The organism is Streptomyces sp. NPDC057565 (assembly GCF_042801455.1).
GTDB lineage: Bacteria > Actinomycetota > Actinomycetes > Streptomycetales > Streptomycetaceae > Streptomyces > Streptomyces yanii.
Genome location: NZ_JBHVFU010000007.1, coordinates 174,439 through 198,195 on the forward strand (window position 1 = coordinate 174,439; position 23,757 = coordinate 198,195).

Consider the following 23,757-nt stretch of genomic DNA (forward strand, 5'->3'; position numbering starts at 1 on the left):
AGGGACGGTCCAAGGCCCTTACACGTAAAAGGATGTCGGGCGTGTCCGCGTGCTTCAGCATCTCGCTCAGGGCTTCACCGGGTTGTTCAGCATCCTGCCCAGTACGTCGGCCATCTCGGTGAGCAGGCATGGCTCGGTCGGCCTCGGTGGACCCGGCCCGCGTCCTCGCCCACCGCTGGGTGTGTCCGCGGTCTCCCTCTCGACCGACCCGGCAGCCTGGCACGAGGAGGAGGTCGGCGAGCGGGTGGACGCCGAGCTCATGCGGAGTGAGCGTGGGCGGCCGGTCCGCTTCTGCCCGCAAAGCAGGGGAGCAGGGGCACGGTTTCATTCCCGTCCGGGGATGGCGCAAGCACCCTGTATGTAAAGGTCGTTGGCAGGTTGGGTGCCCGACTTGAAACTGGCTGGCCGGTTCCTTATTACGAAAGGTTGTTGAGTAAGTCACAGCTGCGTGAAGGGGTTGATCTGTGCGCGTCAATGGGTGAGGGTCGAGCCAGCCCCCGGAGATCTTCCGGCCGAGGGCCAATCCCCCCACAAAGAATGACGAGGAGACCCCTCTTCATGGCCATACACAAGCGCGCACGCCGGACCAAGCTCACCGCGGCGATCACCGCCGTGGCCGCAGCCGCCGGAGTCACCCTGTTCGGCACGTCCTTCGCCGGAGCCACGCCCGCCCCGACGATGGGGACGGTCTACGGGGCCGACGCGGCAACCGCCGTCCAGGGCAGCTACATCGTGATGCTGGACCAGAAGGCCGACAAGGCGAAGCTCGCCAAGGAGTACGGCGGCAAGCTGAAGCGCAACTACACCTCCGCTATCAATGGCTTCTCCGCCAGCGGACTTTCGCTGACGGAGGCCAAGCGGCTCGCGGCCGACCCGGCCGTGTCCAAGGTCGTCCAGAACAAGAAGTTCCACATCGACGCGACCCAGGACAACCCGCCGTCCTGGGGTCTCGACCGGATCGATCAGGCCGAGACCGCGGGCGACAACGCGTACACCTACCCGGACAGTGCGGGTGAGGGTGTCACGGCGTACGTCATCGACACCGGTGTCCGGATCACGCACAAGGAGTTCGAGGGCCGGGCCACCTCGGGCTTCGACGCCGTGGACAACGACGACAGCGCCGACGACGGCAACGGCCACGGCACCCACGTGGCCGGCACCATCGCCGGTGCGACGTACGGCGTCGCGAAGAAGGCGGAGATCGTCGCCGTCCGCGTCCTCGACGACTCCGGCTCGGGCACCACCGAGCAGGTCGTCGCCGGCATCGACTGGGTCACCGAGCACCACGAGGGCCCGTCCGTCGCCAACATGAGCCTCGGCGGCAGCGCCGACCCGGCTCTGGACGCAGCGGTCCAGAAGGCCATCGCCTCCGGAGTCACCTTCGCGGTGGCCGCCGGAAACGAGTCCGCCGACGCGGGCGAGGGCTCCCCGGCCCGCGTCCCGGAGGCCATCACGGTCGCCTCGTCCACGGTGGACGACGAGCAGTCGTCGTTCTCCAACTACGGCCCTGTCGTGGACATCTACGCACCGGGCTCGGACATCACCTCGTCCTGGAACGACAGCGACGACGGGACGAACACCATCTCCGGTACGTCCATGGCGACCCCGCACGTCGTCGGTGCCGCCGCCGTCTACCTCGCCGGACACCCGGACGCCACCCCGGAGGAGGTCGGCACGGCGCTCACCGACGGCGCCACCCCCGACGCGATCTCCAACGCGACGGAGGGCACGCCGAACAAGCTGCTGAAGGTCGTCGAGTAGCAGGCACCACCGAATCGGCGGCCGCCGTGCTCTCCCCCACGGGGCGCGGCGGCCGCGCTGCTCGGGCAGACCGCCCTAGGGTGTGCCCATGACCGGAACACCGTCACCGAACTCGGGGAGATGAGACGTGCCTGAGCCGTCGCCCGGTGTCGCCGCGGCCATCGAGGGCGAGCTCAGCCTCCTCGACCCGCTGGTCCGCGCCTCCACCGAACTCCTCGCCCAGGTACTGCACCCGGAGTACCGCGAGATCGACGCCACCGGCCGCTGCTGGAACCGTGACACGATCATCGCCCTGCTGATCGCCGACGACGCACCACGGCCCGGACCGCTCACCGCGTCCCGGATGCACGGGGTCGAGCTGGCCGAGGGACTCGTCCATCTGACCTTCGAGACCGAGTCCAAGGGGCTCCGGGCGCACCGCAGTTCGCTGTGGCGGCTGACCGGCCGGAGCTGGCTGCTCTACTTCCATCAGGCGACCCTCTTCGCCGTCGGGCCCTCCGATGGCGAGTGACGGTGCACAAAGGCGCGTGACCGTCCTCAGCCACGGGGGACACGCTGCGCACGCGCCGTCCACCTGCCGTCCGTGCGGGCGATCCGCACCGGATGTCCGAAGCAGTCGCTGACCCGGCCCGTGGTGAGCACCTCGTCGGCCGGACCCGAGGCCACGGAGCGTCCCGCCCGCAGCAGCATCGCATGTGTGGTGGAGGCGGGCAGCTCCTCCAGATGGTGCGTGACCAGGACCGTCGCCAGCTCCGGATGTTCCTCGCGCAAGGCGTCCAGGGCGTCCAGCAGCTGTTCGCGGGCGGCGAGATCCAACCCGGTGGCCGGCTCGTCGAGGAGCAGCAGCCGGGGTTGCGGCATCAGCGCGCGGGCGATGAGCGTACGGCCCCGCTCGCCCTGCGAGAGCGACGGCCAGCGCGAACCGGTCTTCGCCTCCATGCCCAGCATCTTCAGCAACCGGTCCGCCTGCGCCTCCTGTTCGTCGCTCGCGGACCAACGCGGCACCGGCTCGACCGAGTTCGTCAGACCGGTCAGCACCACCTCGCGCACCGACAGCGGTGAGCGCAGCGGATGGCGGGGGTTGACGTGCCCCAGCAGGGTCCGCAGTTCCCGCAGGTCGACCCGTCCGATCGTCCGTCCCAGGATCTCCACCGACCCGTCGGTGGGATGGGTGACCGCACCGAGCAGCCCGAGCAGCGTGCTTTTCCCGGCGCCGTTGGCGCCGAGCAGGGCCCAGTGCTCACCGCTGCGCACGGTCAGCGAGACCGAGTCGAGCAGAACGTCGCCGTCCCGGACGAGCCGCACGTCATGGGCCCGGATCACCGGCACCGGCGCGGCGGGAGAGGCAGGGACGGAAGCGGAGGTGATGGTCACCGGCGGGTACTCCTTCATGCGGGGGCGAGCGCCTCCAGGCGGCTCATGTCCTCGGTGGACAGCCGGATCGCCGCAGCCTCGAGGTTCTCCGCCAGATGGACGGGCGAACCCGTGCCCGGCGTCGGGCACAGTACGGGCGAGCGGTGCAGCAGCCAGGCGAGGGCGATCTGCCCGCGGGTGGCACCATGCCGTTCGGCGATACCGGAGAGCGCCGCGGCGGACTCACCGGTCAGGGCGCCGTTCGCCAGCGGGAACCAGGGCAGAAAGGCGAGGCCGTGGGTCTCGCAGAGTCTCAGCACCGCGTCCGACGAACGGTCGAGAAGATTGAAGCGGTTCTGCACCGAGGCGATCCCGGTCAGGGAGAGGGCCTCCTGCAGTTGGCCGGCGGTGATGGTGTCCAGGCCGATGAAACGGATCTTACCCTCCTGCCTCAGCGCGTCCAGAGCCCCGAGCTGCTCGGCGAGGGGCACGTCCGGATCCAGCCGGTGCAGCTGATAGAGGTCGATCCGTTCGGTCCGGAGCCGCCGCAGACTGGCCTCGCACATCGCCCGCAGCTGTTCGGGGCGCCCCGCGATGTGCCAGGCGCTGTCGCTGGTCCGCACCACGCCGCCCTTGGTGGCGATCACCGGACCGTCGTGGTACGGGTGGAGTGCTTCGGCGACGAGTTCCTCGGCCAGCTCCGGGCCGTAGTTGTCGGCGGTGTCGATCAGGGTCACGCCGCGCTCCACCGCCTGCCGCAGCACCGCGACGGCATCCTGCCGGGTGCCGCGAGGCCCCCAGTAACCCGGACCTGTCAGCTGGGCCGTGCCGAAACCGAGCCGCCGCACAGGCAGCTCGCCCCCGAGCCGGAACGAATCATCAAAAGCACGCGAAGCATCGGACACAACGGTGAGATTAGTACGCTGTCGCGCGATGCCCGTCCCGAGGTACTGAGCGGAACGAGCTCCCGGGCCCCGGCATAGGATCTGAACGCCACCATGTGACGTACGGCCGCACCGAACGGGAGCAGGAATGCGCTACATCATCGTGGGAGCGGGTGCCGTCGGAGGAGCCATCGGGGGACGTCTGGCCGAGGCCGGCCACGACGTCGTCCTCGTGGCGCGCGGCGTGCAGTACGAGGCATTGCGCGAGGGCGGCCTCCGGCTCACCACGCCGGACGGCCCCCGCACCCACCGCCTCCCCGTCGTCGACCGGCCCGAAGCTGTCGACCTGACCCTCGACGACGTCCTCGTACTCGCCGTGAAGACGCAGGACAGCACCGCCGCGCTCGACGCCTGGAGCGCCCGGCCGGTGGCGGGCGGCGGTACCGCAGGTGAGCAACTGCCCCTGGTCTGCGCACAGAACGGCGTGGAGAGCGAACGCCTCGCGCTGCGACGCTTCCAGCACGTGTACGGGATGTGCGTCTGGCTGCCGGCCACCTTCGTCCGGCCCGGTGAGGTGTCCGCGGCCGGAACCCCGCTGACCGGCATCCTGCACCTCGGGCGCTACCCCGCCGGCACCGACGGGACGGCCGAGCGGATCGCCGCCGATCTGGAGAAGTCGACGCTGCTCGCCCCGGTCGTGCCGGACGTGATGCGCTGGAAGTACGGCAAGCTCCTGTCCAATCTCGCCAACGCGATCGAGGCGGTCACCGGACTGCTCACCGGGGACGACGCCGTCGCCCTGTTCAAGCGGGCCCTCGCGGAGGGGAAGGCGGTCCTGGCGGCCGCCGGTATCGACGCGGTCGGCCAGGAGGAACAGGCGAAGGCGCGGGGCGGCCGGATCCGCTTCGAACCGTTCGACGGCTCGCCGCGCGACGGCGGTTCGTCCTGGCAGAGCCTCAGCCGCGGTACGGGCACGATCGAGGCGGACTACCTCAATGGCGAGATCGCGCTGCTCGGGCGTTTGCACGGGGTCCCCACACCGGTCAACGACGTACTGCAGCGCACGGCGAACACGTTCGCACGTGAGCGGCGGGAGCCCGGATCGATGTCCGTGGCCGAACTCACCGCACTGGTCGACGCCACGTCCTGAGCGAGCCGGACGGACGGCGCGGGCCGCTGTCGCATTTCTTCAATACGGGCGACAGCGGCCGGCCGTACCGTCCGGTGCATGAAGACCGAGCACGCCCATATGACCGAATGCGCCGCCGAGGCGGCCCGTATCGCCCGTGGCATCAGTGCCGAACAGCTGACCGCGGCCACCACTCCCTGCGGTGACTGGGATCTGCGGGAACTGATCAACCACTGGGTGCTCTACACCTCGCACGGCCTGGAGCACCGCGCCCGGCGCACGCCCCTCCCCGACGAGCTCATCGCCCGTGACTTCACCGCCGACGCCGACTGGGCCGAGCAGTACGCGGCACAACTGGACCGGGCCGTCGCCGCCTGGTCGGACCCGGCCGTCTGGGAGGGCGAGATCGACCTGGGCCATGCGTCCTCCCCCGCGGCCGAGATCGCCGCGATGCTCATCGAGGAGACGGCTCTGCACAGTTGGGACGTGGCCCGCGCGACCGGTCAGGAACTCGAGCTCTCCGACGGGGCTGCCGCGTACATCCTCTGCGCCATCGACGGGTCCGCCGAGCTCTACCGGCAGTACGGCGGCTTCGCCGACGAGGTCGACGTGCCCGGATCGGCGCCCGCCCTCGCGCGCGCACTGGCCCGCAGCGGACGCGATCCGCAGTGGACCGCGGCCTGAAAGTGGCCCACTGGAAGGGGTGATGATTGGCCCGTGGTCGTACGCCAATGGCTGGCTACGCTCGGGCCATGACCACTCATCGGAATCACGCTACCGACCGGGCCGTCGTCGACTTCTACTTCGACCCCGCCTGTCCGTTCGCCTGGATCACCTCCCGCTGGATGCTGGAGGTGGAGCAGCAGCGCGACATCGAGCTCCGCTTCCACGTCATGAGCCTCCATCTGCACAACACCGGCAATGAACTGCCCGACTGGTACCGGGAACTGGTCGACAAGTCGATCGGTCCGGTACGGGTCGCGGTCGCCGCGGCGGCCGAGCACGGCGACGGCGTGCTCCGGGACCTCTACACCGCCTTCGGCACCCGCATCCACCAGCAGAAGAACGAGGACTTCGACGAGGTGATCGTCGAATCCCTCGCCGAGCTCGGCCTGCCCGCCGAGCTCGCCGCTGCCGCGCACGCGGAGACCTACGACGAAGCACTGCGGCGCAGCCATGACGCGGGCAAGGACCCTGAGGCGGACGGCTATGTCGGCACGCCGACGATCCATGTCGACGGCACGGTGTGGTTCGGCCCGGTGCTGCGCGCAGCACCGCGCGGCGAGGAGGCGGGCAGGCTCTTCGACAGCTTCCGGGTACTGGCCGGATACCCGGACTTCTTCGAGCTCAAGCGCACCCGCACCGGCAGCCTCGACGTCGGCTGACCCACCCGCACCGCTGTCAGGCCGTGAGCGCCGCCACGCGCGGCACACACGCCTCGTCGTAGCGGCGCAGCAGCATCCGCGCCAACTCCCGCGAAGGACCGAGCACGTCGGCCAGTACGTCCGCCCCCGCCTCCCGGGCGCCCGCGGCGATACGGTCGGGGAGGCGGCCGGGCGCGATGACGTACGGGGCCACGGCGACACGGTCGACGCCGGAGGCCCGCAGCGCCCGTACCGTGTCCTCGGTGCGGGGGAACCCTGCGGGAGATGCAGCGGAGGCGAACGCAGGCCGCACGGCGCACCAACCGGTGTGCCGCAGCTCCCGCGCGATTTCAGCGATCACTGCGATCGCCTCCGGGTCCGTGGAGCCCGCCGAGGCCAGGACGAGCCCGGTCGAGCTTCGGTCGCCGGGGGAGACCCCGGCTTCGTACAGCCGCCGTTCCAGGGCGGAGTTCAACAGCGGCGAAGGGCCGAGCACCTCCGCCTGCCGGATCCGCAGCCGCGGCAGCCGGGTCTGTGCCTCGTGCAGCACGGCGGGGATGTCGGTCTTGGCGTGGAAGGCCCGGGTCAGCAGCAGCGGAAGGGCCACCACCTCGCCGGCGCCCTCCGCGGCCAGCCGCTCCAGCACCCGCGGCACGGACGGGGCGTTGAATTCCAGGAAGCCGGTCTCCACGCACAGTCCGGGGCGCATCGCCCGGACCCGCGCGGTGAGCGCGTGCACGGTCGCCGCGTGCCGCGGATCGCGGCTGCCGTGGGCGATGACGAGAAGAACGGGGGAAGCCATGACGGTACTCGGTTCCTGGTTCGGTTTCGTGGATCAGCGACTGACGAGGAGACCGCGGCTGCGCAGCACCCACCGCTCCAGCGGGCTGAAGATCAGCAGGTCGATGGCGATGCCGACGATCAGGATCAGGAAGATGGCGAGGAACACCATCGACATGCTGCTGGTCTCGCGGCCCTGCTCCAGCAACTGCCCCAGACCCACGCCCAGATCGGGTGACGAGGCGATGATCTCGGCAGCCATCAGCGAGCGCCAGGAGAACGCCCAGCCTTGCTTCAGACCCGCCAGATAGCCGGGCAGCGAGGCGGGCAGCACGATGTGCCAGGTGCCGCGCAGCCCGGTGGCGCCCAGCGTCTGCCCGGCCCGCAGGTGCAGCGGTGGGATCTGGTCGACACCGGCGACGAGACCGTTGGCTATCGACGGGACGGCGCCCAGCAGGATCACCGCGTACATCATCCTGTCGTCGAGCCCCAGCCAGATCACCGCGGGCGGCACCCACGCCACCGACGGCAGCGACTGGAGACCGGACAGCACCGGGCCGATTGCCGCGCGCACCACCTTCACGCGCGCCACCAGCAGCCCGAGCGGGGTACCGATGGCGAGCGCCAGCAGAAACCCGAGCAGGCCGCGCGAGACACTCGTCCAGATGTAGCCGAGCAAGGTGCCCTGCGCCCACGCGTTGGTCACCTCGTCCCAGACCTGCGACGGCGACGGCAGCTTGTAGTCGTCGGTGACCTTTGCCCAGATGAGGATCTGCCAGACGACGAGCACCAGCGCGACGGCCACGACCGGTGGCAGGACCTTCCGCACCAGCACCTGGCGCACCGGGGTCCGGCTCACCCGCACCGCGTCGAGCGCGTCGAGCCCCGCCTCCAGCCCGGCCAGGTCCTGGGCGGCGTCCTTGACGGAGCCGGACGAGGCGGTGCTGCCCTCGGCGGTGGTGTCAGTGCTGGCCATGTCGGCGGATCTCCCCACGCAGTTGTTCGGTGATCTCGACGGACAGCTCAGCCACCGCGGTGTCCTCGATGCGGCGCGGCTGGTCGATGTCGACCGTCCACTCCCGGGCGATCCGGCCCGGCCGCGACGACAGCAGGACGACCCGCTGGGCGAGCCGGACCGCCTCCCGCACGTTGTGCGTGACGAAGAGGACCGAGACGTTCGTCTCGCGCCAGATCCGGGTCAGCTCGTCGTGCAGTACATCCCGGGTGATGGCGTCGAGAGCGGCGAACGGCTCGTCCATCAGCAGCAGTTGACTGTCCTGGGCGAGCGCGCGGGCCATCGCCACCCGCTGCCGCATGCCGCCCGAGAGTTCGTGCACCCGCTTCCCGTACGCCCCGCCGAGCCGCACGAGTTCGAGCAGCCGCTCCGCCTCCTGACGGCGGTCGGACTTGGGTACGCCGCGCAGCCGCAGCGCGAGTTCGATGTTCTTGCCCGCGGTCAGCCACGGGAAGAGGGCGTGCTCCTGGAACATCAGGGCCGGCCGCCCGCCGGGGGTCTCGATGGACCCCGCGGTCGGGCGGTCGAGTCCGGCCACCAGGTTGAGCAGTGTTGATTTACCGCAGCCGGAAGCTCCCAGGAGGGTGACGAACTCGCCGGGGGCGACATCGAGCGTGATGTCGTCCAGGACGAGTTGCTGTCCCTCCGGTCCGCCGAAGGACTTCGAGACGTGGTCGATACGGGCGGCGTGCCCGACCGCCGTACGGTCCTCGGCCTTGGTGAGCGTGGTCGTCGCCATGGTCGTCACCTCCTGGGAGATCCTGGAACGGTCGGGTGGTTTACTTGACGCCGAGACCGGCGTCGGCGACCTCGGGCTTGCCCGCGGCCTTGAGGATCTTGTTCAGCGGCTTCAGGTCGTAGATGCCCGTCAGGTCCGTCTGCTCCAGCAGGCCCGCCTTCACCGCGTGCTTGGCCTCCGTGTCGAGCGTGGCGGCCAGCGGGTCATCGGTGAACTGGATCGACTTCCACGCCGGGTCGAGGACCTCGGCCGGCAGCTCCTTGCCGGACAACTCCTTGAGCGCCGTGTTGGCGGACGTCTTCGCCTCGTCCGGGTTGGCGTTGATCCACGCGTTGGTGTTGACCGAACCGCGCAGTACCGCCTCGACGACGTCCGGGTGCTCCGTGAGGAACTTCTGCGACACGATGATGTTCGTGATCACGAACTTCTTGTCCGGCCAGAGTGTCGACTCGTCGAGGAGCACCTTCGCGCCCTGCGCGACCAGCTTGGATGCGGTCGGCTCAGGAACCCAGGCGCCGTCGACGGAACCGGACTTGTAGGCGTCCGGGGTCACCTTGTTGTCCGTGCGGACCACGGAGACGTCGCCCTTGCCGCTCTGGGCGTCGACCTTCCAGCCCTTCTCGGAGATCCAGTTGAGGAACGCCACGTCCTGGGTGTTGCCGAGCTGCGGGGTGGCGATCTTCTTGCCCTTGAGGTCGTCCAGGCTCTTGATCTTCTTCGGGTTGACGACCAGCTTCACACCGCCGGACGCCGCACCGCCGATGATCCGCAGGCTCTTGCCCTTGGACTTGGTGAAGCCGTTGATGGAAGGGGAGGGGCCGATGAAGCCGATGTCGATCGAACCGGCGTTGAGCGCCTCGATCTCGGACGGGCCCGCGTTGAACGTCGACGGCTTGACCGTCGTGCCCCCGAGCTCCTTGGCGATGATGCCTTCCTGGATGCCGACCAGGGCGGTGGCGTGCGTGAGGTTCGGGAAGTAGCCGATCTTCACGGTGTCCGCGGAGAGCTTCTTGCCGTCGGCGGAGACGTTCGCCTTCTTGGCGTCGTCGTCCTTCGCCGCGGCGCCGTAGCCGCAGGCGGTGAGCGCAACGGCGAGCACCGGCAGGGCGGCGGCAGCGGCGAGGCTGCGGCGCAGGGTGGTACGGGTGGCAGGCACGGGAGGTTTTCCTCTCGTTGGCCCGGTGCTCACGTCCCTCGATCGGTTACGGGGACGCGGCCGGGAAGTCGGCATGTCTTCGTCTGAACTGGCGGTGCAGGCGGTGCGGCTGGTGCAAGCGGGCGCGCAGGCAGTGCGCGTACGTCATCACGCACATCGCGCAACCCCGCCCTGGCCGCTGCCGAGGGCGCCGCTGCCGATGCGGCCGCCCTCCTTCGCGAACGTCGCGTAGATGTCGACAACCATCAGAAGTCCCATTCGGCGTCGTCGTCGGCGGCGTCGGCCTCGGTCTCGGCCTCGGCGGCGAACGAGGCGCCTGCCATGCCGGCCGTCAGCGTGGTGCCGTCCGCCGGGTCGATCAGCAGGAACGAGCCGGTGCGCCGGGAGTCCGCGTACGCGTCCAGCGCGAGCGGCTCCGCGGTACGGACGACGACCCGGCCGATGTCGTTGGCGACGAGCCGGCCGGGCGCCGGGTGCTGCGAGAGGTCGTCCAGCGTCAGCCGCGACGGGATGTCCTTGACGATCGCCTTGACCGTGCGGGTGGTGTGCTTGAGCAGCACCCGCTGGCCGACCACGAGTGGCTGGTCCGCGACGTGGCAGACGGTCGCCTCGACGTCCTGGGTGACCGCCGGCGCGTCGTCGGACGGTGCGATGAGGTCACCGCGCGAGACGTCGATGTCGTCGGCGAGCCGGATGGTCACCGACTGGGGCGCCCAGGCGATGTCCACGCTCTCGCCGAGCGCGTCGATCCCGGCGATCTTCGACGTGCGGCCCGAGGGCAGGACCGTGACGGCCTCGCCCACGCGGAACGCGCCGGCGGCGATCTGGCCCGCGTAGCCCCGGTAGTCGGGGTGCTCGGCGGTCTGCGGCCGGATCACGTACTGGACGGGGAAGCGTGCGTGGCAGCCGGTGAGGTCGTGGCTGACCGGTACCGTCTCCAGATGTTCGAGGACCGTCGGGCCGCCGTACCAGTCCATGTGCGCGGACGGCTCCACGACGTTGTCTCCCGCGAGCGCGGAGATCGGGATCGCGGTGATCTCCGGGACGCCGAGCGAGGCGGCGTACGCGGTGAACTCCTCCGCGATGGCGGCGAATACGGGCTCCGCGTAGTCGACCAGGTCCATCTTGTTGACGGCCAGGACCACGTGCGGCACCCGCAGCAGCGCGGCGACGGCGGCGTGCCGGCGGGTCTGCTCGACGACACCGTTGCGGGCGTCCACCAGGACGACGGCCAGCTCGGCCGTCGAGGCCCCCGTCACCATGTTCCGGGTGTACTGCACATGCCCCGGGGTGTCGGCCAGGATGAACCGGCGGCGCGGCGTGGCGAAGTAGCGGTAGGCGACATCGATGGTGATGCCCTGCTCGCGCTCGGCCCGCAGCCCGTCGGTCAGCAGCGCCAGGTCCGGCGCCTCCTGGCCCCGGCTGCGCGAGGCGTGCTCGACGGCCTCCAGCTGGTCGGTGAGGACCGACTTGGAGTCGTGCAGAAGGCGTCCGACGAGGGTGGACTTGCCGTCGTCGACGGACCCCGCGGTGGCGAACCGCAGCAGGGTCGTGGTCGACAACTGCTCTGCGTGCTGGGTGAGTGCGGTCATCTTAGAAGTACCCCTCGCGCTTACGGTCTTCCATCGCGGCCTCGGACATCTTGTCGTCGGCGCGCGTCGCGCCCCGCTCGGTGAGCCGGGAGGCGGCGATCTCGGTGATCACGGCTGCGAGCGTCGTGGCGTCCGAGTCGACCGCGCCGGTGCAGGACATGTCGCCGACGGTGCGGTAGCGCACCTGCCGGGTCTCGACCCGCTCGCCCTCCTTGGGGCCGCCCCAGTCACCGGCGGTCAGCCACATCCCGGAGCGGTTGAAGACCTCCCGCTCGTGGGCGAAGTAGATCTCCGGAAGCTCGATGCCCTCACGCTCGATGTACTGCCAGACGTCGAGCTCGGTCCAGTTGGAGATCGGGAAGACCCGGACGTGCTCGCCGGGGGCGTGGCGGCCGTTGTACAGCTGCCACAGCTCGGGGCGCTGGCGGCGCGGGTCCCACTGGGAGAACTCGTCGCGCAGCGAGAAGACCCGCTCCTTGGCGCGTGCCTTCTCCTCGTCGCGGCGGCCGCCGCCGAACACGGCGTCGAAGCGGTGCTCCTGGATCGCCTCGGTCAGCGGCACGGTCTGCAGCGGGTTGCGGGTGCCGTCCGGGCGCTCGCGGAGCTTCCCGGCGTCGATGTACTCCTGCACGGAGGCGACATGCAGCCGCAGCCCGTGCTCGGCGACCGTGCGGTCGCGGTAGTCGAGGACCTCGGGGAAGTTGTGCCCGGTGTCGACGTGCAGCAGCGTGAACGGCACCGGTGCCGGCGCGAACGCCTTGAGCGCCAGGTGCAGCATCAGGATCGAGTCCTTGCCGCCGGAGAACAGGATCACCGGCCGCTCGAACTCCCCCGCCACCTCACGGAAGATGTGCACCGCCTCGGACTCCAGGGAGTCCAGGTGGCTGAGTGCATACGGATTGTCGGTACCTTCCGAGACAGTCGCGACGGTCGTCACGCTGCACCCCTCTCGCTCAGCAGCGCGTACAGCTCCGCCGCGGACTCCTGCACGGTCTGCTGGTGCGACTCGATCCGCAGGTCCGGCGATTCGGGCGCCTCGTACGGGTCGTCGACCCCGGTGAGTCCGCTGATCTCGCCCGCCGCCTGCTTGGCGTAGAGGCCCTTCACATCGCGTACGGAGCACACCTCGACCGGAGTCGCGACATGCACCTCCAGGTACGCGGTGCCCTCGGCCTGGTGACGCTTGCGTACCGCGTCCCGGCTGTCCGCGTACGGGGCGATGACGGGGACCAGCACCTTCACGCCGTTGGCCGCCAGCAGTTCGGCGACGAAGCCGATCCGCTGGACGTTGGTGTGGCGGTCCTCGCGGGAGAAGCCGAGACCCGCGGAGAGGAACTCCCGGATCTCGTCGCCGTCGAGCACCTCCACCCGGTGGCCCTCGCCGCGCAGCCGCCCGGCGAGTTCGTACGCGATGGTGGTCTTGCCCGCGCTCGGCAGACCGGTCAGCCAGATGGTGGCACCCGTCTCCGTCACGCTCATCGGTATCTCCTGATCAGTCGTCATCAGTCGTGCAGCCCGCACTCGGTCTTGCCCCGGCCGGCCCAGCGTCCGGCGCGTGCGTCCTCGCCCTCCAGCACCCGGCGGGTGCAGGGCTTACAGCCCACGGAGGCGTATCCGTCCATCAGCAGCGGGTTGGTGAGAACGCCGTGTTCCGCCACGTACGCGTCGACGTCGTCCTGCGTCCAGCGGGCGATCGGCGAGATCTTGACCTTCTGCCGCTTCTCGTCCCAGCCGACGACCGGAGTGTTCGCCCGGGTCGGGGACTCGTCGCGGCGCAGCCCGGTCGCCCAGGCCGTGTACGACGTCAGGCCCTCCTCGAGGGGCTTGACCTTGCGCAGCTTGCAGCACAGATCGGGGTCCCGGTCGTGCAGCTTCGGCCCGTACTCGGCGTCCTGCTCGGCCACCGTCTGCCGCGGGGTCAGCGTGATGACGTTGACGTCCATCACGGCCTCGACGGCGTCACGCGTGCCGATCGTCTCCTCGAAGTGGTAACCGGTGTCGAGGAAGACCACGTCGACGCCCGGGAAGGCGCGGGACGCGAGGTGCGCCACGACCGCGTCCTCCATCGAGGAGGTGACACAGAACCGCTTGCCGAAGGTGTCGGCCGCCCACTGCAGGATCTCCGGCGCGGAGGCGTCCTCGAGTTCCCGGCCCGCCCGCTCGGCCAGCTCCCTGAGTTCCTCGGCCCCGAGCTGTCCGGTCTGCAGAGTCTCCGTCATATCTCGTCCCCTCCAACGTCGTTGCGTTGCAGCCCCCGGGTCAGCAGGCCCAGAAACCCCAGCCGGAACGCGCGGTTGCAGGAAGCACATTCCCAGGCGCCGTGCCCGGTCTCGTGCGGGCGCAGGTCCTCGTCGCCGCAGTACGGGCAGTAGAACGGTGCGGCGCGCTCGCTCATGACAGCGACTCCGCACTGGCCCGCGCCGCCCAGGTCGCGAACCGCTCGCCGTCCTCGCGCTCCGCCTGGAACCGGCCCAGCACCCGCTCGACGTAGTCGGGCAGCTCGGCGGAAGTGACCTTCAGGCCACGGACCTTGCGGCCGAAGCCGGCCTCCAGGCCCAGTGCGCCACCGAGGTGCACCTGGTACCCCTCGACCTGGTTGCCGTCGGCGTCCAGGACGAGCTGACCCTTGAGGCCGATGTCCGCGGTCTGGATGCGGGCGCAGGCATTGGGGCAGCCGTTGATGTTGATGGTGAGCGGCTCGTCGAACTCCGGCATGCGGCGCTCCAGTTCGTCGATCAGCGAGGCACCGCGTGCCTTCGTCTCGACGATCGCCAGCTTGCAGAACTCGATGCCGGTGCAGGCCATCGTGCCGCGCCGGAAGGGCGAGGGCTTCACCTGGAAGTCGAGCGCCTCGAGTCCCGTGACCAGGGAGTCCACCTGGTCCTGCTCGACGTCGAGGATGAGCATCTTCTGCTCGACGGTGGTGCGCAGCCGGTCCGAGCCGTGTGCGGCCGCCAGGTCGGCGATCTTGGCCAGCGTGGAGCCGTCCACCCGGCCGACCCGGGGCGCGAACCCGACGTAGAAACGTCCGTCCTGCTGCTGGTGGACACCCACGTGGTCGCGCCAGCGGCTGCTCGGCTGCTCGGGGGCGGGCCCGTCGATCAGCGGGCGCTCGAGGTACTCGTCCTCCAGTACCTGGCGGAACTTCGCCGGGCCCCAGTCGGCCATCAGGAACTTCAGACGGGCGCGGGTACGCAGCCGCCGGTAGCCGTAGTCACGGAAGATCCCCACCACACCGGCCCAGACGTCCGGGACCTCGTCCAACGGCACCCAGGCACCCAGCCGTTCGGCGAGCCGCGGGTTGGTGGAGAGCCCGCCACCGACCCAGACGTCGAAACCCGGACCGTGCTCGGGGTGGACCACGCCGACGAAAGCGATGTCGTTGATCTCGTGGACCACGTCCTGCACCGGTGAGCCGGAGATCGCGGTCTTGAACTTGCGCGGCAGGTTGGAGAATTCCTTGTTGCCGATGTAGCGGTCGTGGATCTCGTCGACCGCGGGAGTGCCGTCGATGATCTCGTCGGCGGCGATCCCCGCCACCGGCGAACCGATGATCACACGCGGGCAGTCGCCGCATGCCTCGGTGGTGGAGAGCCCGACGGCCTCCAGCTTCTCCCAGATCGCCGGGACGTCCTCGATGCGGATCCAGTGCAGCTGGATGTTCTGCCGGTCGGTGATGTCCGCGGTGCCGCGTGCGTACTCCTGCGAGATCTCGCCGATGACGCGCAGCTGCGCGGTGGTCAGCCGGCCGCCGTCGATCCGGACCCGCAGCATGAAGTACTTGTCGTCGAGCTCCTCGGGCTCCAGGATCGCGGTCTTGCCGCCGTCGATCCCCGGCTTGCGCTGGGTGTAGAGACCCCACCAGCGCATGCGCCCGCGAAGATCGTTGGGGTCGATCGAGTCGAATCCGCGCTTGGAGTAGATCGTCTCAATGCGTGTCCGCACATTGAGACCGTCGTCGTCCTTCTTGAACTGCTCATTGCCGTTGAGCGGAGTGTGGTGTCCCACGGCCCACTGGCCTTCGCCACGGTGGCGTCCGGCCTTGCGGCGGGGCGTGGTGGTCGCAGGCTGTTCCGGGGTGGCGGCCATGACAGTACGTCCTTCGGGACTGCGGGAGGGCGGCTCTGAACTGCACACTCGCGCTGAGGCGCGGCGGTGCGCAGGAGTTGCAGAGAAAGGGGGAACGCGGCGGGTGCTGGGACTCTCAGCTCGCCGGACAGATGGCGCTGGACATGCGGCCGAGGTCGACGTGGCGTCGACTCACCAAGGCAATCCCAGTTCCAGACATGACGGAAGCGTGTCACGCGCATCTCGGAGCAGTCCACCACTATCCATGATGTGGACGAGACTGTCCCGAAAAGTGAGATGATGTGTTGCCGGTCACGCCGGGGCCGAGGCGTTCCGATCCGAATGAGCCGCTAGCTCCCGGTGTGTCCGCAAGGGGTGCGGTCGGATCGCCGCCCCCGGGCGACCGCAGGCACCCGGCGAACGCGCGGCGGCTCGCGCGGCGGGGCGCAACAGGGGGCCACGGTCCCGGGACGGCCTGGTCGCGGTCCCGGGACGGCCTCGCGGCGCGCACGGCGCCGGCCCGACTCCTACCGCTGCGCCCCCGGCCACGGCCCCGGCGTGGCCACGTCCGGCTCCAGCTCCACCTTCGTGTCGAAGAGCCGGAACCCGCGCCGGAGGTAGTTGTCCATCGCGTGCGGGCCGTCCTTGGAGCAGGTGTGCAGCCACACCCGCTTCGTCGGCGTCCGCTCCGGCCAGCGCTCCGCCAGGTCCCAGGCGCGCGCGGCCCCGTAGGCGAGCAGATGGCCCCCGATCCGGCGGCCGCGGAACGCCGGGATCAGTCCGAAGTACATGATCTCTACGACGCCGTCGTCCTGCGGGTCCAGTTCGATGTACCCGGCCGGGGTCCCGTTCTCGTACGCCACCCAGGTCTCCGCGCCGGGCCGGTCCAGCGCCTCCTGCCACTGTGCGTACGTCATCGAGAGCCGGTCGGTCCACTGGATGTCACCCCCGACCGCCGTGTACAGGAACCGGCTGAACTCGGGCAGCGGCACCGCCGACCGTACGATCCGGATGTCGCCCTCGGGGGCTGCGGCGGGCCGCAGGTCGTCGGGGGAGGTCTGTTCCAGGGACCAGATGGTCACCTCGGCGGCGGCAGCTGTGGGTTCCGTGTTGCTCATGGCAGTCAGGGAACCATGCCGTGCAGTTTTGGCCAAAGCCTGCCTCCCGGTACGACCGGAGCATTCCGGTTCCCCGGTCACTCCGTCGTACGGGCCCTGACCACCACCGGAGCCGTCGAGCGCGGCAGCAGATCGCCCGGATGCTCCGGGTGGATCACCTCCACCTCGACGCCCTCGCCGAAACGGTACGGGCGGTGCGCCAGCACCTCGGCCAAGTGGCGCCGCATCCGCGAGATCTCGGCCCGGACCGTCACGGTCCGGGTCGCATCGTCGAAGATGTCCTCCGCCAGCTCGGACGCCGTCCGCCCCTCGCGGTGCAGCGCCAGCGCGTACAGCAGCTCGGCATGGCGCGGTGAGAGCCGCTGGGTCCAGGTGCCGACCGGGCCCACCACATTGACCACGAGGCCGCGCGGCCGGCTCAGGTCGAGGACCACCCGGCGCGGCGGACCGTCCGACGGGCCGTCCGCCACCTGCACGAGCCAGCCGCCGAGCAGTGGCTCCACCCGGCACATGCCGAGCGACGGCAGCCACACCCGGCCCGGCCGCAGCGACTTCGGCAGCGGCAGCCGGGCCACCGGCGGCATCCCGGTGACCGCCGCCAGCCAGCCCTGCGCGTCCACCGCCATCGCCCGGCCGCCCAGCCGGGCGAGCAGCGGAGCGGCCACCGAGCGCAGCCGGTCGATCGCGATCAGGTGCCGGTTCCGGATCTCGCTCTCGGCGAGCCGGGCCACCGAACCGACCAGGGCGAGCGTCGTCGGATGGTAGGTGGACGCGGGCCCGCTGACGTCGACGATGCCCATCATCCGGCCGTTGCGCGGGTCACGGACCGGGGCCGCCGCGCACGTCCAGGTGTGCAGGCTGCGGACGAAGTGTTCGGACGAGTGGACCTGCACGGGGGCGCGCCCGGCGAGTGCCGTACCGATCGCATTCGTGCCCGTGACGGCCTCGGACCAGGCGGCACCCTCCTCCAGGCAGATGCCGTCGGCCCGGCGCAGCACCCCCGGATTGCCCTCCCGCCACAGCACCCGGCCCTCGACATCGGTGACGACCATGATCTGCTGCGCGGCGTCGGCGATGGAGACCAGCCCTTCGCTGAGCAGCGGCATCACCTCACCCAGCGCCGAATTCCGGCGTCGGTGCTCGATCTCGTCCGGATCCAGCAGCACGCTCTCCGTGGACTGTTCCGGATCGATGCCACTGCGCAGCACCCGCTCCCACGAGGCACCGATCTCGGCCCGCGGGGCGACCGGCATCCGGTCGCCCGCCAGCCTCGCCTCCCGGGCCCTGTGGAGAAGGCGCGTGGCCCGGTCCGAGTCCATGGCCGCCAGTTTCGTCAGCTCGGCAGCATGTGTCTCCACTGTCGAAATCCCCCCAGATACGAGGGCCGTGTCGGCGGCCCACGGGGCCCATCCTGCCGTTGTGGGGTTCCCGATACTGTGCACTCCACACAATGGTTGCAACCCTTTGCAACTCTGGCGGGGACCCACAGGTGCGTACGAGAGTGGCGTATCACCGCACGGCGGAGCCTGTGCCCTGTTGTTCGGTGTGCACAGCATGGAGGGTGGTGCCGTGTCGGCGCAGCATCACCCTCCGTCGCTGTTCCGGGCGGATCAGTGAGCGACGGGCCGCGCTCGCTCCACGATCGACGCCAGGTCCAGACTGTGCGGCAGCGTCCCGAACGCGGCGCCCCAGTCCCCGCCCAGCCGCGACGCACAGAACGCGTCGGCGACCTCCGGCGGCGCCCAGCGGACCAGCAGCGACCCCTGCAGTACCAGCGCCATCCGTTCGACGAGCCGACGGGCCCGCGCCTCGATCCCGTTCAGATCGGCGAGCTCGGTCAGCATGCCCTTGATCGCTCCGTCCAGCCGGTGATCGGCACCCCGCGCCCTGCCGACCTCCTGGAGGAACGCGTTCAGGGCCTGGGGTTCACGCTGCAGCGCCCGCAGGACGTCCAGGGCCTGTACGTTCCCGGAGCCCTCCCAGATCGAGTTGAGCGGCGCCTCGCGCAGCAGCCGCGGCATCCCGGACTCCTCGACGTAACCGTTGCCGCCCAGGCATTCCAGCGCCTCGCCCACCATGGGTGTGCACCGCTTCGTCACCCAGTACTTCGCCGTGGGCACCGCGATCCGCAGGAATGCGGCCTCCGCCTCCGTACCGGCGTCGTACGCGGCGGCCAGCCGCAGTGCCAGCACCGTCGCCGCCTCGGACTCCAGCGCCAGATCGGCCAGTACGTTCCGCATCAGCGGCTTCTCGATCAGCACCCCGCCGAAGGTGCTGCGGTACGTGCAGTGGTGGATCGCCTGCGCCACCGCCTGCCGCATCAGCGCCGCCGAACCGGTCACACAGTCCAGCCGGGTCGCCGCCACCATCTCGATGATGGTGCGGACCCCGCGTCCCTCCTCGCCGACCCGGCGTGCCCACGTCCCGTCGAACTCGACCTCACTCGACGCGTTGGACCGGTTGCCCAGCTTGTCCTTGAGGCGCTGGATCGCGAACACGTTGCGGGTGCCGTCGGGCAGCACCCGGGGCAGCAGGAAGCACGTCAGCCCGCCGGGTGCCTGCGCCAGTACCAGGAAGCCGTCGGACATCGGCGCCGAACAGAACCACTTGTGCCCGGTGAGCAGATACTCGCCGTCGGCGGACAGCGGCTCGGCCCGTGTCGTGTTGGACCGCACATCGGTGCCGCCCTGCTTCTCCGTCATGCCCATCCCGAAGAGCACACCGGCCTTCTGCGCGGCGGGGCGGAGCTCCCGCTCGTACACCGACGACGTCAGTCGCGGCTCCCACTCGGCGGCCAGCACCGGATCGGTCCGCAGCGCGGGCACCGCCGCGTGCGTCATCGACAGCGGGCAGCCGTGCCCGGCCTCGGCCTGCGTCCACACGAGGAACCCGGCCGTGCGACGCACATGACCGCCCGGTCGGCCCCAGGCATCGGTCAGCCGCGCGCCGACCGCGTGCCCCAGCAGCCGGTGATAGGTGGGATGGAACTCCACTTCGTCGATGCGATGCCCGTAACGGTCATGGGTGCGCAGTTTCGGCGGATACTCGTTTGCCAGCGCACCCCACTCCTGGGCCTGTGCCGACCCCGCGGACCGGCCCAGCTCGGTGAGCTCGTCCCGTGCGCCGTCGAGCAGCTCGGGCGCGAGATGCCGTTCCACGGCCTCGGTGAGCGCGCGGTCGGCCGCGAAGACGTCGTAGCCGACCAGCGGCGGGACCTGATTGGACACGGTGTGGGTGGTGGCTGCCATGCCGCTACGGTAAAGATGTGCAGGCAGCAAATGAAACACCCGAGCGGCCACCGGGTCGGCTCCACCGGGCCCGAGTCCTCTACCGCAACGTATCCAAGCGGCAGATGGTCTGGCAGTTGCTCAAGGACACCGTCAATTCGTGCATGGAGTACCGCATTCTGGGACTCGCGGCCGAGGCGGCGTTCTTCACCCTGCTGTCCCTGCCGCCGCTGCTGCTCGGACTTATCGGACTGCTCGGTTACGTCGACGAGTGGACGAACACCACCACGGTCGCGTCCATCGAGAGCAACATCCTCAATGCCGCGCAGACGGTCCTGTCCCAGCGGGGCGTCAACGACTTCGCGAAACCGCTCCTGGCGGACGTCACGACCGGTGCCCGGCCCGATGTCATCTCGATCGGTTTCGCGATCGCGCTCTGGTCCGGGTCCCGCGCCGTGAACGTCTTCATCGACACGATCACCGTGATGTACGGCCTCGACGGCCATCGCGGCATCGTCAAGACGCGGCTGCTCTCCTTCCTGCTGTACATCGTCGCGCTGCTGCTCGGCGCGGTCGTACTGCCGCTGCTGGTGGTGGGCCCCGACCGGGTCGTGGAGTTCATCCCGTGGGGCACGGAAGTCATCAGCATCCTGTACTGGCCGCTGGTGATCGTGCTGTCGATCGCGTTCCTGACGACGCTCTACCACGTGTCCGTGCCGGTCCGGTCGCCCTGGATGGAGGACGTGCCGGGCGCGCTCGTGGCGCTCGCCATGTGGGTGGTCGGCAGCTTCCTGCTGCGGATCTACCTGACCAGTACGGTCGAGGGGCCGACGATCTACGGGTCGCTGGCCGCCCCCATCGCCGTGCTGCTGTGGATCGGCATCTCCGCGTTCGCGGTACTGGTGGGGGCGGCGGTCAACGCCGCCATCGACCGGGTGTGGCCGTCGGTGGCGACGGCGGCGGCACGTGCGGCCAACGACCGGGCGCGGGCCGCCCAGGCCGCGGAGTTGGTGGCGCGGACGCAGGCGGATTGCGACGAGGACGGTGACAGTCCCTATATGCCGTCCGAGTTCCCGGAGCGGTGGTCGCGGTTCCTGCCGCCGGACGATGTGAAGTCCCGGCTGCTGCAGCCGAGGGGCGAGAAGGACAGCGCGAAGGACCCGGCCAAGGAGGCGGAGCAGGGGACGAAGGGGTCCCGGGAGTCCCGTTCCTGAGGGCTGTACCGGACAACCCTTAGCGTGGAGCCATGGGCGAAACGTACGAGGAGCGGGAGTCCCGGTTCGGCGGGGCGATCGTCTGGACCCGGCAGGTGCCCGAGGGGCCTCTCCGACCGGTACTGCCCGACGGCTGCATGGACCTGCTCTGGATCGACGGTCGGCTGCTCGTCGCCGGGCCCGACACCCACGCGTACGAGCCCGCCGGGGCGACCGGCGGGCGGTTCACCGGCATCCGGTTCGCCCCAGGCACCGCGCCGGCGCTCCTCGGTGTACCGGCGGACGAACTGCGTGACCAGCGGGTCGAGCTCGCCGATCTGTGGCCCGCCGCCCAGGTGCGGGTACTCGCCGAGCGCATCGCCGATGCCGCCGACCCTGCCGCGGCCCTGGAGTCCGTGGCGCTGCGGCGGGCGGCCGAGACCGGGCCGGCGGACCCGCTGATGCGGTCCGTCGCCCTGCAGCTGGCGCGGGGCCGGTCCGTCGCCGACACCGCGCACACGGCCGGTCTCGGCGCCCGCCAACTGCACCGCCGTTCCCTGGCGGCCTTCGGCTACGGGCCCAAGACCCTGGCCCGGGTCCTGCGGCTGCAGCGCGCGCTCGCTCTCGTACGGTCCGGAACGCCTTACGCCGAGGCGGCGCTCGCGGCGGGCTGCACCGACCAGGCGCATCTTGCGCGGGAGATGCGCGAACTGGCCGGTACGACCCTGACCGCCTACTGCGAGACGTTGGCGAACAGCGACACCGCGCAGCCGTCCGGGTCGAGGACCACCGCGTAACGCTGCCCCCACACGGCGTCCCACGGCTTCAGATGGCCCCGGTACCCGGCGCCGGTCAGATCGTCGTACACCGCGTCCACCTCCGCGGGACCGTCGCAGCGGAACGCGAGCCCGACCCGGTCGCCGCCCCGCGCACCGGACCACTCGGGGTCGTAGGAGCGGATGACGTCCTCGGTGTCCCACATGAGGCGCTGCCCGCCCGGCAGGGTCACTTCGACATGGGGTGCGGAATCCGCATCGGCCGGGATGTCGAGCCCGAGCCGGCGGTAGAAGGCGAGCGATGCGGTCAGATCCGCGGTCGTGATGCCGATCGCGTCGAGTCGTGGAGTCATGGTCCGAACGTAGAACGGACACGCACCACGGGTCTTGTACGAATCGGTCATGACCTCGCCGGGCTGCGGGGGCGTCGGGTCGGGTGGCCTGGAAAGGTTCACCGGCTCGCGACGTCCGGCACGGCACCTCGCTGCGTTGTCGCCTCACCCGAGCACGTCCGGTACGAGGGCGATCCTTCGCCTTGCGATGCACCGCACCGGACGCCGCGAGCTTCCCGGCAAACCTTTCAGGTCGCAGCACTAGCCGTCCTGGCCGGACAGGGTGCGCAGGGCCTTGTCGAGCCGGGTCCGGCGGATCTCGGGGGTGCGGGCCTGGAGCAGGGGCAGGACCAGCAGGTAGCGGCCGGTCCTGTCGAGGGCCTCGAAGGCGGCCTTGGCCTCGGGCCGGCCGTCGAGGGCCGCCCCGAGGTCGGGCGGCACGGTCGCCGTCTTCTGCGACGCGTAGGCCGCGTCCCACCGCCCGTCCTGCCGCGCTTTGCGGACCTCGGCCAGCCCGGGCTCGCGCATCCGCCCGGCGGCCACCAGCCGCTCGACCTTCTCCACGTTCACTTGCGACCACAGGCTCCGGGGCCTGCGAGGCACGTATTTCTGCAGGTAGTGACGCTCGTCGAGGGAGCGGCGCTGCCCCGAGATCCAGCCGTAGCAGAGACCGATGTCCACCAGCTCGTCCGAGTTGACCGAGGCGATGCCCGAGCCCTTCTTCGCCATCTTGATCCACACGCCTTCCTGGCGCGTGTGGTGCCCGGCCAGCCATGTCTCGAAGGCCGTGCCGTCCGCGAAGGCGATGATCTCCACACCGTCGAGCTGCTCCATGCGGCTCAGCCTAAGGTGTCCGCAAAGTACCGCCTGGCATCGCCCGCAGGGCCATCCGGTTCACCGTGAACGTCATCCCAGACCCTGACGCCGAGGACACCGACGACAGGACGCCGAACCACCACCGAGCCGGTCCTGACGCATGGATCGCACCCCTCGGTGTTCGGGCTCAAGGCCGACGGGCTTTCCAACAAGGACCAGTTCACGGTATGGATGACACGCGGACCCGACCTCCGTTGATTCCTGCTGTTGGTCGAGGCCCTGGCCGTGTCCACGGTTGGGTCCCATGCGTGACCGTGACCGTGGCGGAGCAGGACACGGCACCGTCGACCGTGCCGGGCTCGACGGTGCCGCCCGGCGGGAAGGGCTGCCGGTGACGGTGCCTGCGTTGGATCATCAGCGGATTCCGGGCGTGCTGGAAGAGCGGCTCCCAATC

25 protein-coding genes are annotated in these 23,757 nt (G+C 70.2%); 7 read left to right on the forward strand and 18 right to left on the reverse strand.

Annotated elements, in window-relative coordinates; all coding sequences use genetic code 11:
• Positions 1-558: 558 nt before the first annotated feature.
• Both ACFU8W_RS17300 and ACFU8W_RS17305 read left to right on the forward strand, forming a co-directional pair.
• Entirely contained in the window at positions 559-1,761 is a 1,203-nt protein-coding gene (locus ACFU8W_RS17300; protein WP_384037486.1) for a S8 family serine peptidase, read from the forward strand.
• Between the two features lie 127 nt (positions 1,762-1,888).
• The gene (locus ACFU8W_RS17305) at positions 1,889-2,272 is read left to right on the forward strand and encodes a DUF4440 domain-containing protein (RefSeq protein ID WP_384037489.1); all 384 of its coding nucleotides are present in this window, start codon (positions 1,889-1,891) and stop codon (positions 2,270-2,272) included.
• Between the two features lie 26 nt (positions 2,273-2,298).
• On the opposite strand, the gene ACFU8W_RS17310 is transcribed toward ACFU8W_RS17305, so the two are convergent.
• The gene (locus tag ACFU8W_RS17310; RefSeq protein ID WP_384037491.1) at positions 2,299-3,135 is read right to left on the reverse strand and encodes an ABC transporter ATP-binding protein; all 837 of its coding nucleotides are present in this window, start codon (positions 3,133-3,135) and stop codon (positions 2,299-2,301) included.
• Positions 3,136-3,149: 14 nt separating this feature from the next.
• Positions 3,150-4,019: an aldo/keto reductase gene (locus ACFU8W_RS17315; RefSeq protein ID WP_384037492.1), complete on the reverse strand. Its 870-nt coding sequence runs from the start codon at positions 4,017-4,019 to the stop codon at positions 3,150-3,152.
• A 127-nt stretch (positions 4,020-4,146) separates the two neighbouring features.
• On the opposite strand from ACFU8W_RS17315, the gene ACFU8W_RS17320 reads away from it, so the two are divergent.
• From ACFU8W_RS17320 to ACFU8W_RS17330, 3 genes are all read left to right on the forward strand, one after another.
• On the forward strand, positions 4,147-5,148 hold the full coding sequence (locus ACFU8W_RS17320) for a ketopantoate reductase family protein (protein WP_384037494.1): 1,002 nt from the start codon (positions 4,147-4,149) through the stop codon (positions 5,146-5,148).
• 78 nt (positions 5,149-5,226) lie between these two features.
• Entirely contained in the window at positions 5,227-5,811 is a 585-nt protein-coding gene (locus tag ACFU8W_RS17325) for a TIGR03086 family metal-binding protein (RefSeq protein ID WP_384037497.1), read from the forward strand.
• 68 nt (positions 5,812-5,879) lie between these two features.
• A complete protein-coding gene (locus tag ACFU8W_RS17330) occupies positions 5,880-6,512 on the forward strand; it encodes a DsbA family protein (protein ID WP_384037500.1) in 633 nt (210 codons plus the stop codon).
• 16 nt (positions 6,513-6,528) lie between these two features.
• On the opposite strand, the gene ACFU8W_RS17335 is transcribed toward ACFU8W_RS17330, so the two are convergent.
• The 14 genes from ACFU8W_RS17335 to ACFU8W_RS17400 form a co-directional block, all read right to left on the reverse strand.
• Positions 6,529-7,293, reverse strand: a complete 765-nt coding sequence (locus tag ACFU8W_RS17335; RefSeq protein WP_384037503.1) for a sirohydrochlorin chelatase — start codon at positions 7,291-7,293, stop codon at positions 6,529-6,531.
• Positions 7,294-7,326: 33 nt separating this feature from the next.
• Positions 7,327-8,247, reverse strand: a complete 921-nt coding sequence (locus tag ACFU8W_RS17340) for an ABC transporter permease (RefSeq protein WP_384037505.1) — start codon at positions 8,245-8,247, stop codon at positions 7,327-7,329.
• Positions 8,234-9,025, reverse strand: coding sequence for an ABC transporter ATP-binding protein (locus ACFU8W_RS17345; RefSeq protein ID WP_266980099.1), 792 nt, complete (start codon positions 9,023-9,025; stop codon positions 8,234-8,236). The genes ACFU8W_RS17340 and ACFU8W_RS17345 overlap by 14 nt, the downstream gene beginning before the upstream one ends.
• Positions 9,026-9,065: 40 nt before the next feature.
• Positions 9,066-10,181 carry an ABC transporter substrate-binding protein gene (locus ACFU8W_RS17350; protein WP_384037509.1) on the reverse strand — a complete coding sequence of 372 codons (1,116 nt, stop codon included), beginning with the start codon at positions 10,179-10,181 and terminating at the stop codon, positions 9,066-9,068.
• A 245-nt stretch (positions 10,182-10,426) separates the two neighbouring features.
• Entirely contained in the window at positions 10,427-11,773 is a 1,347-nt protein-coding gene (locus ACFU8W_RS17355) for a sulfate adenylyltransferase subunit 1 (protein ID WP_384037512.1), read from the reverse strand.
• Between the two features lies 1 nt (position 11,774).
• Complete coding sequence (gene cysD, locus ACFU8W_RS17360) at positions 11,775-12,710, reverse strand: sulfate adenylyltransferase subunit CysD (RefSeq protein ID WP_266980093.1); 936 nt, start codon at positions 12,708-12,710, stop codon at positions 11,775-11,777.
• Positions 12,707-13,252, reverse strand: coding sequence for an adenylyl-sulfate kinase (gene cysC / locus ACFU8W_RS17365; RefSeq protein WP_030917145.1), 546 nt, complete (start codon positions 13,250-13,252; stop codon positions 12,707-12,709). Before cysC ends, cysD begins: the two co-directional genes overlap by 4 nt.
• A gap of 23 nt (positions 13,253-13,275) precedes the next feature.
• On the reverse strand, positions 13,276-13,992 hold the full coding sequence (locus ACFU8W_RS17370; RefSeq protein ID WP_384037515.1) for a phosphoadenylyl-sulfate reductase: 717 nt from the start codon (positions 13,990-13,992) through the stop codon (positions 13,276-13,278).
• Positions 13,989-14,168 (reverse strand): hypothetical protein, encoded by a 180-nt coding sequence (locus ACFU8W_RS17375; protein WP_345514006.1) that lies wholly within the window; start codon positions 14,166-14,168, stop codon positions 13,989-13,991. Before ACFU8W_RS17375 ends, ACFU8W_RS17370 begins: the two co-directional genes overlap by 4 nt.
• Entirely contained in the window at positions 14,165-15,862 is a 1,698-nt protein-coding gene (locus ACFU8W_RS17380; RefSeq protein WP_345514005.1) for a nitrite/sulfite reductase, read from the reverse strand. The genes ACFU8W_RS17375 and ACFU8W_RS17380 overlap by 4 nt, the downstream gene beginning before the upstream one ends.
• A 115-nt stretch (positions 15,863-15,977) precedes the next feature.
• Complete coding sequence (locus ACFU8W_RS17385; RefSeq protein WP_309486338.1) at positions 15,978-16,061, reverse strand: putative leader peptide; 84 nt, start codon at positions 16,059-16,061, stop codon at positions 15,978-15,980.
• Between the two features lie 307 nt (positions 16,062-16,368).
• Positions 16,369-16,959, reverse strand: a complete 591-nt coding sequence (locus ACFU8W_RS17390) for a GNAT family N-acetyltransferase (protein ID WP_384037520.1) — start codon at positions 16,957-16,959, stop codon at positions 16,369-16,371.
• A 77-nt stretch (positions 16,960-17,036) separates the two neighbouring features.
• On the reverse strand, positions 17,037-18,278 hold the full coding sequence (locus tag ACFU8W_RS17395) for a GAF domain-containing protein (RefSeq protein ID WP_384037822.1): 1,242 nt from the start codon (positions 18,276-18,278) through the stop codon (positions 17,037-17,039).
• A 291-nt stretch (positions 18,279-18,569) separates the two neighbouring features.
• Positions 18,570-20,207 (reverse strand): acyl-CoA dehydrogenase family protein, encoded by a 1,638-nt coding sequence (locus ACFU8W_RS17400; protein WP_384037523.1) that lies wholly within the window; start codon positions 20,205-20,207, stop codon positions 18,570-18,572.
• Between the two features lie 17 nt (positions 20,208-20,224).
• Here ACFU8W_RS17400 and ACFU8W_RS17405 point away from each other — a divergent pair, with 17 nt between their 5' ends.
• Both ACFU8W_RS17405 and ACFU8W_RS17410 read left to right on the forward strand, forming a co-directional pair.
• Positions 20,225-21,400 carry a YihY/virulence factor BrkB family protein gene (locus tag ACFU8W_RS17405; RefSeq protein ID WP_384037526.1) on the forward strand — a complete coding sequence of 392 codons (1,176 nt, stop codon included), beginning with the start codon at positions 20,225-20,227 and terminating at the stop codon, positions 21,398-21,400.
• A 32-nt stretch (positions 21,401-21,432) separates the two neighbouring features.
• Positions 21,433-22,176 carry a helix-turn-helix domain-containing protein gene (locus ACFU8W_RS17410; RefSeq protein ID WP_384037529.1) on the forward strand — a complete coding sequence of 248 codons (744 nt, stop codon included), beginning with the start codon at positions 21,433-21,435 and terminating at the stop codon, positions 22,174-22,176.
• Here the strand turns inward: ACFU8W_RS17410 and ACFU8W_RS17415 are convergent.
• Both ACFU8W_RS17415 and ACFU8W_RS17420 read right to left on the reverse strand, forming a co-directional pair.
• Positions 22,113-22,559 carry a VOC family protein gene (locus ACFU8W_RS17415; protein WP_384037531.1) on the reverse strand — a complete coding sequence of 149 codons (447 nt, stop codon included), beginning with the start codon at positions 22,557-22,559 and terminating at the stop codon, positions 22,113-22,115. The two genes, ACFU8W_RS17410 and ACFU8W_RS17415, sit on opposite strands and share 64 nt — an antisense overlap.
• Before the next feature lie 189 nt (positions 22,560-22,748).
• Entirely contained in the window at positions 22,749-23,321 is a 573-nt protein-coding gene (locus tag ACFU8W_RS17420; protein ID WP_384037534.1) for a YdeI family protein, read from the reverse strand.
• Positions 23,322-23,757: the final 436 nt, after the last annotated feature.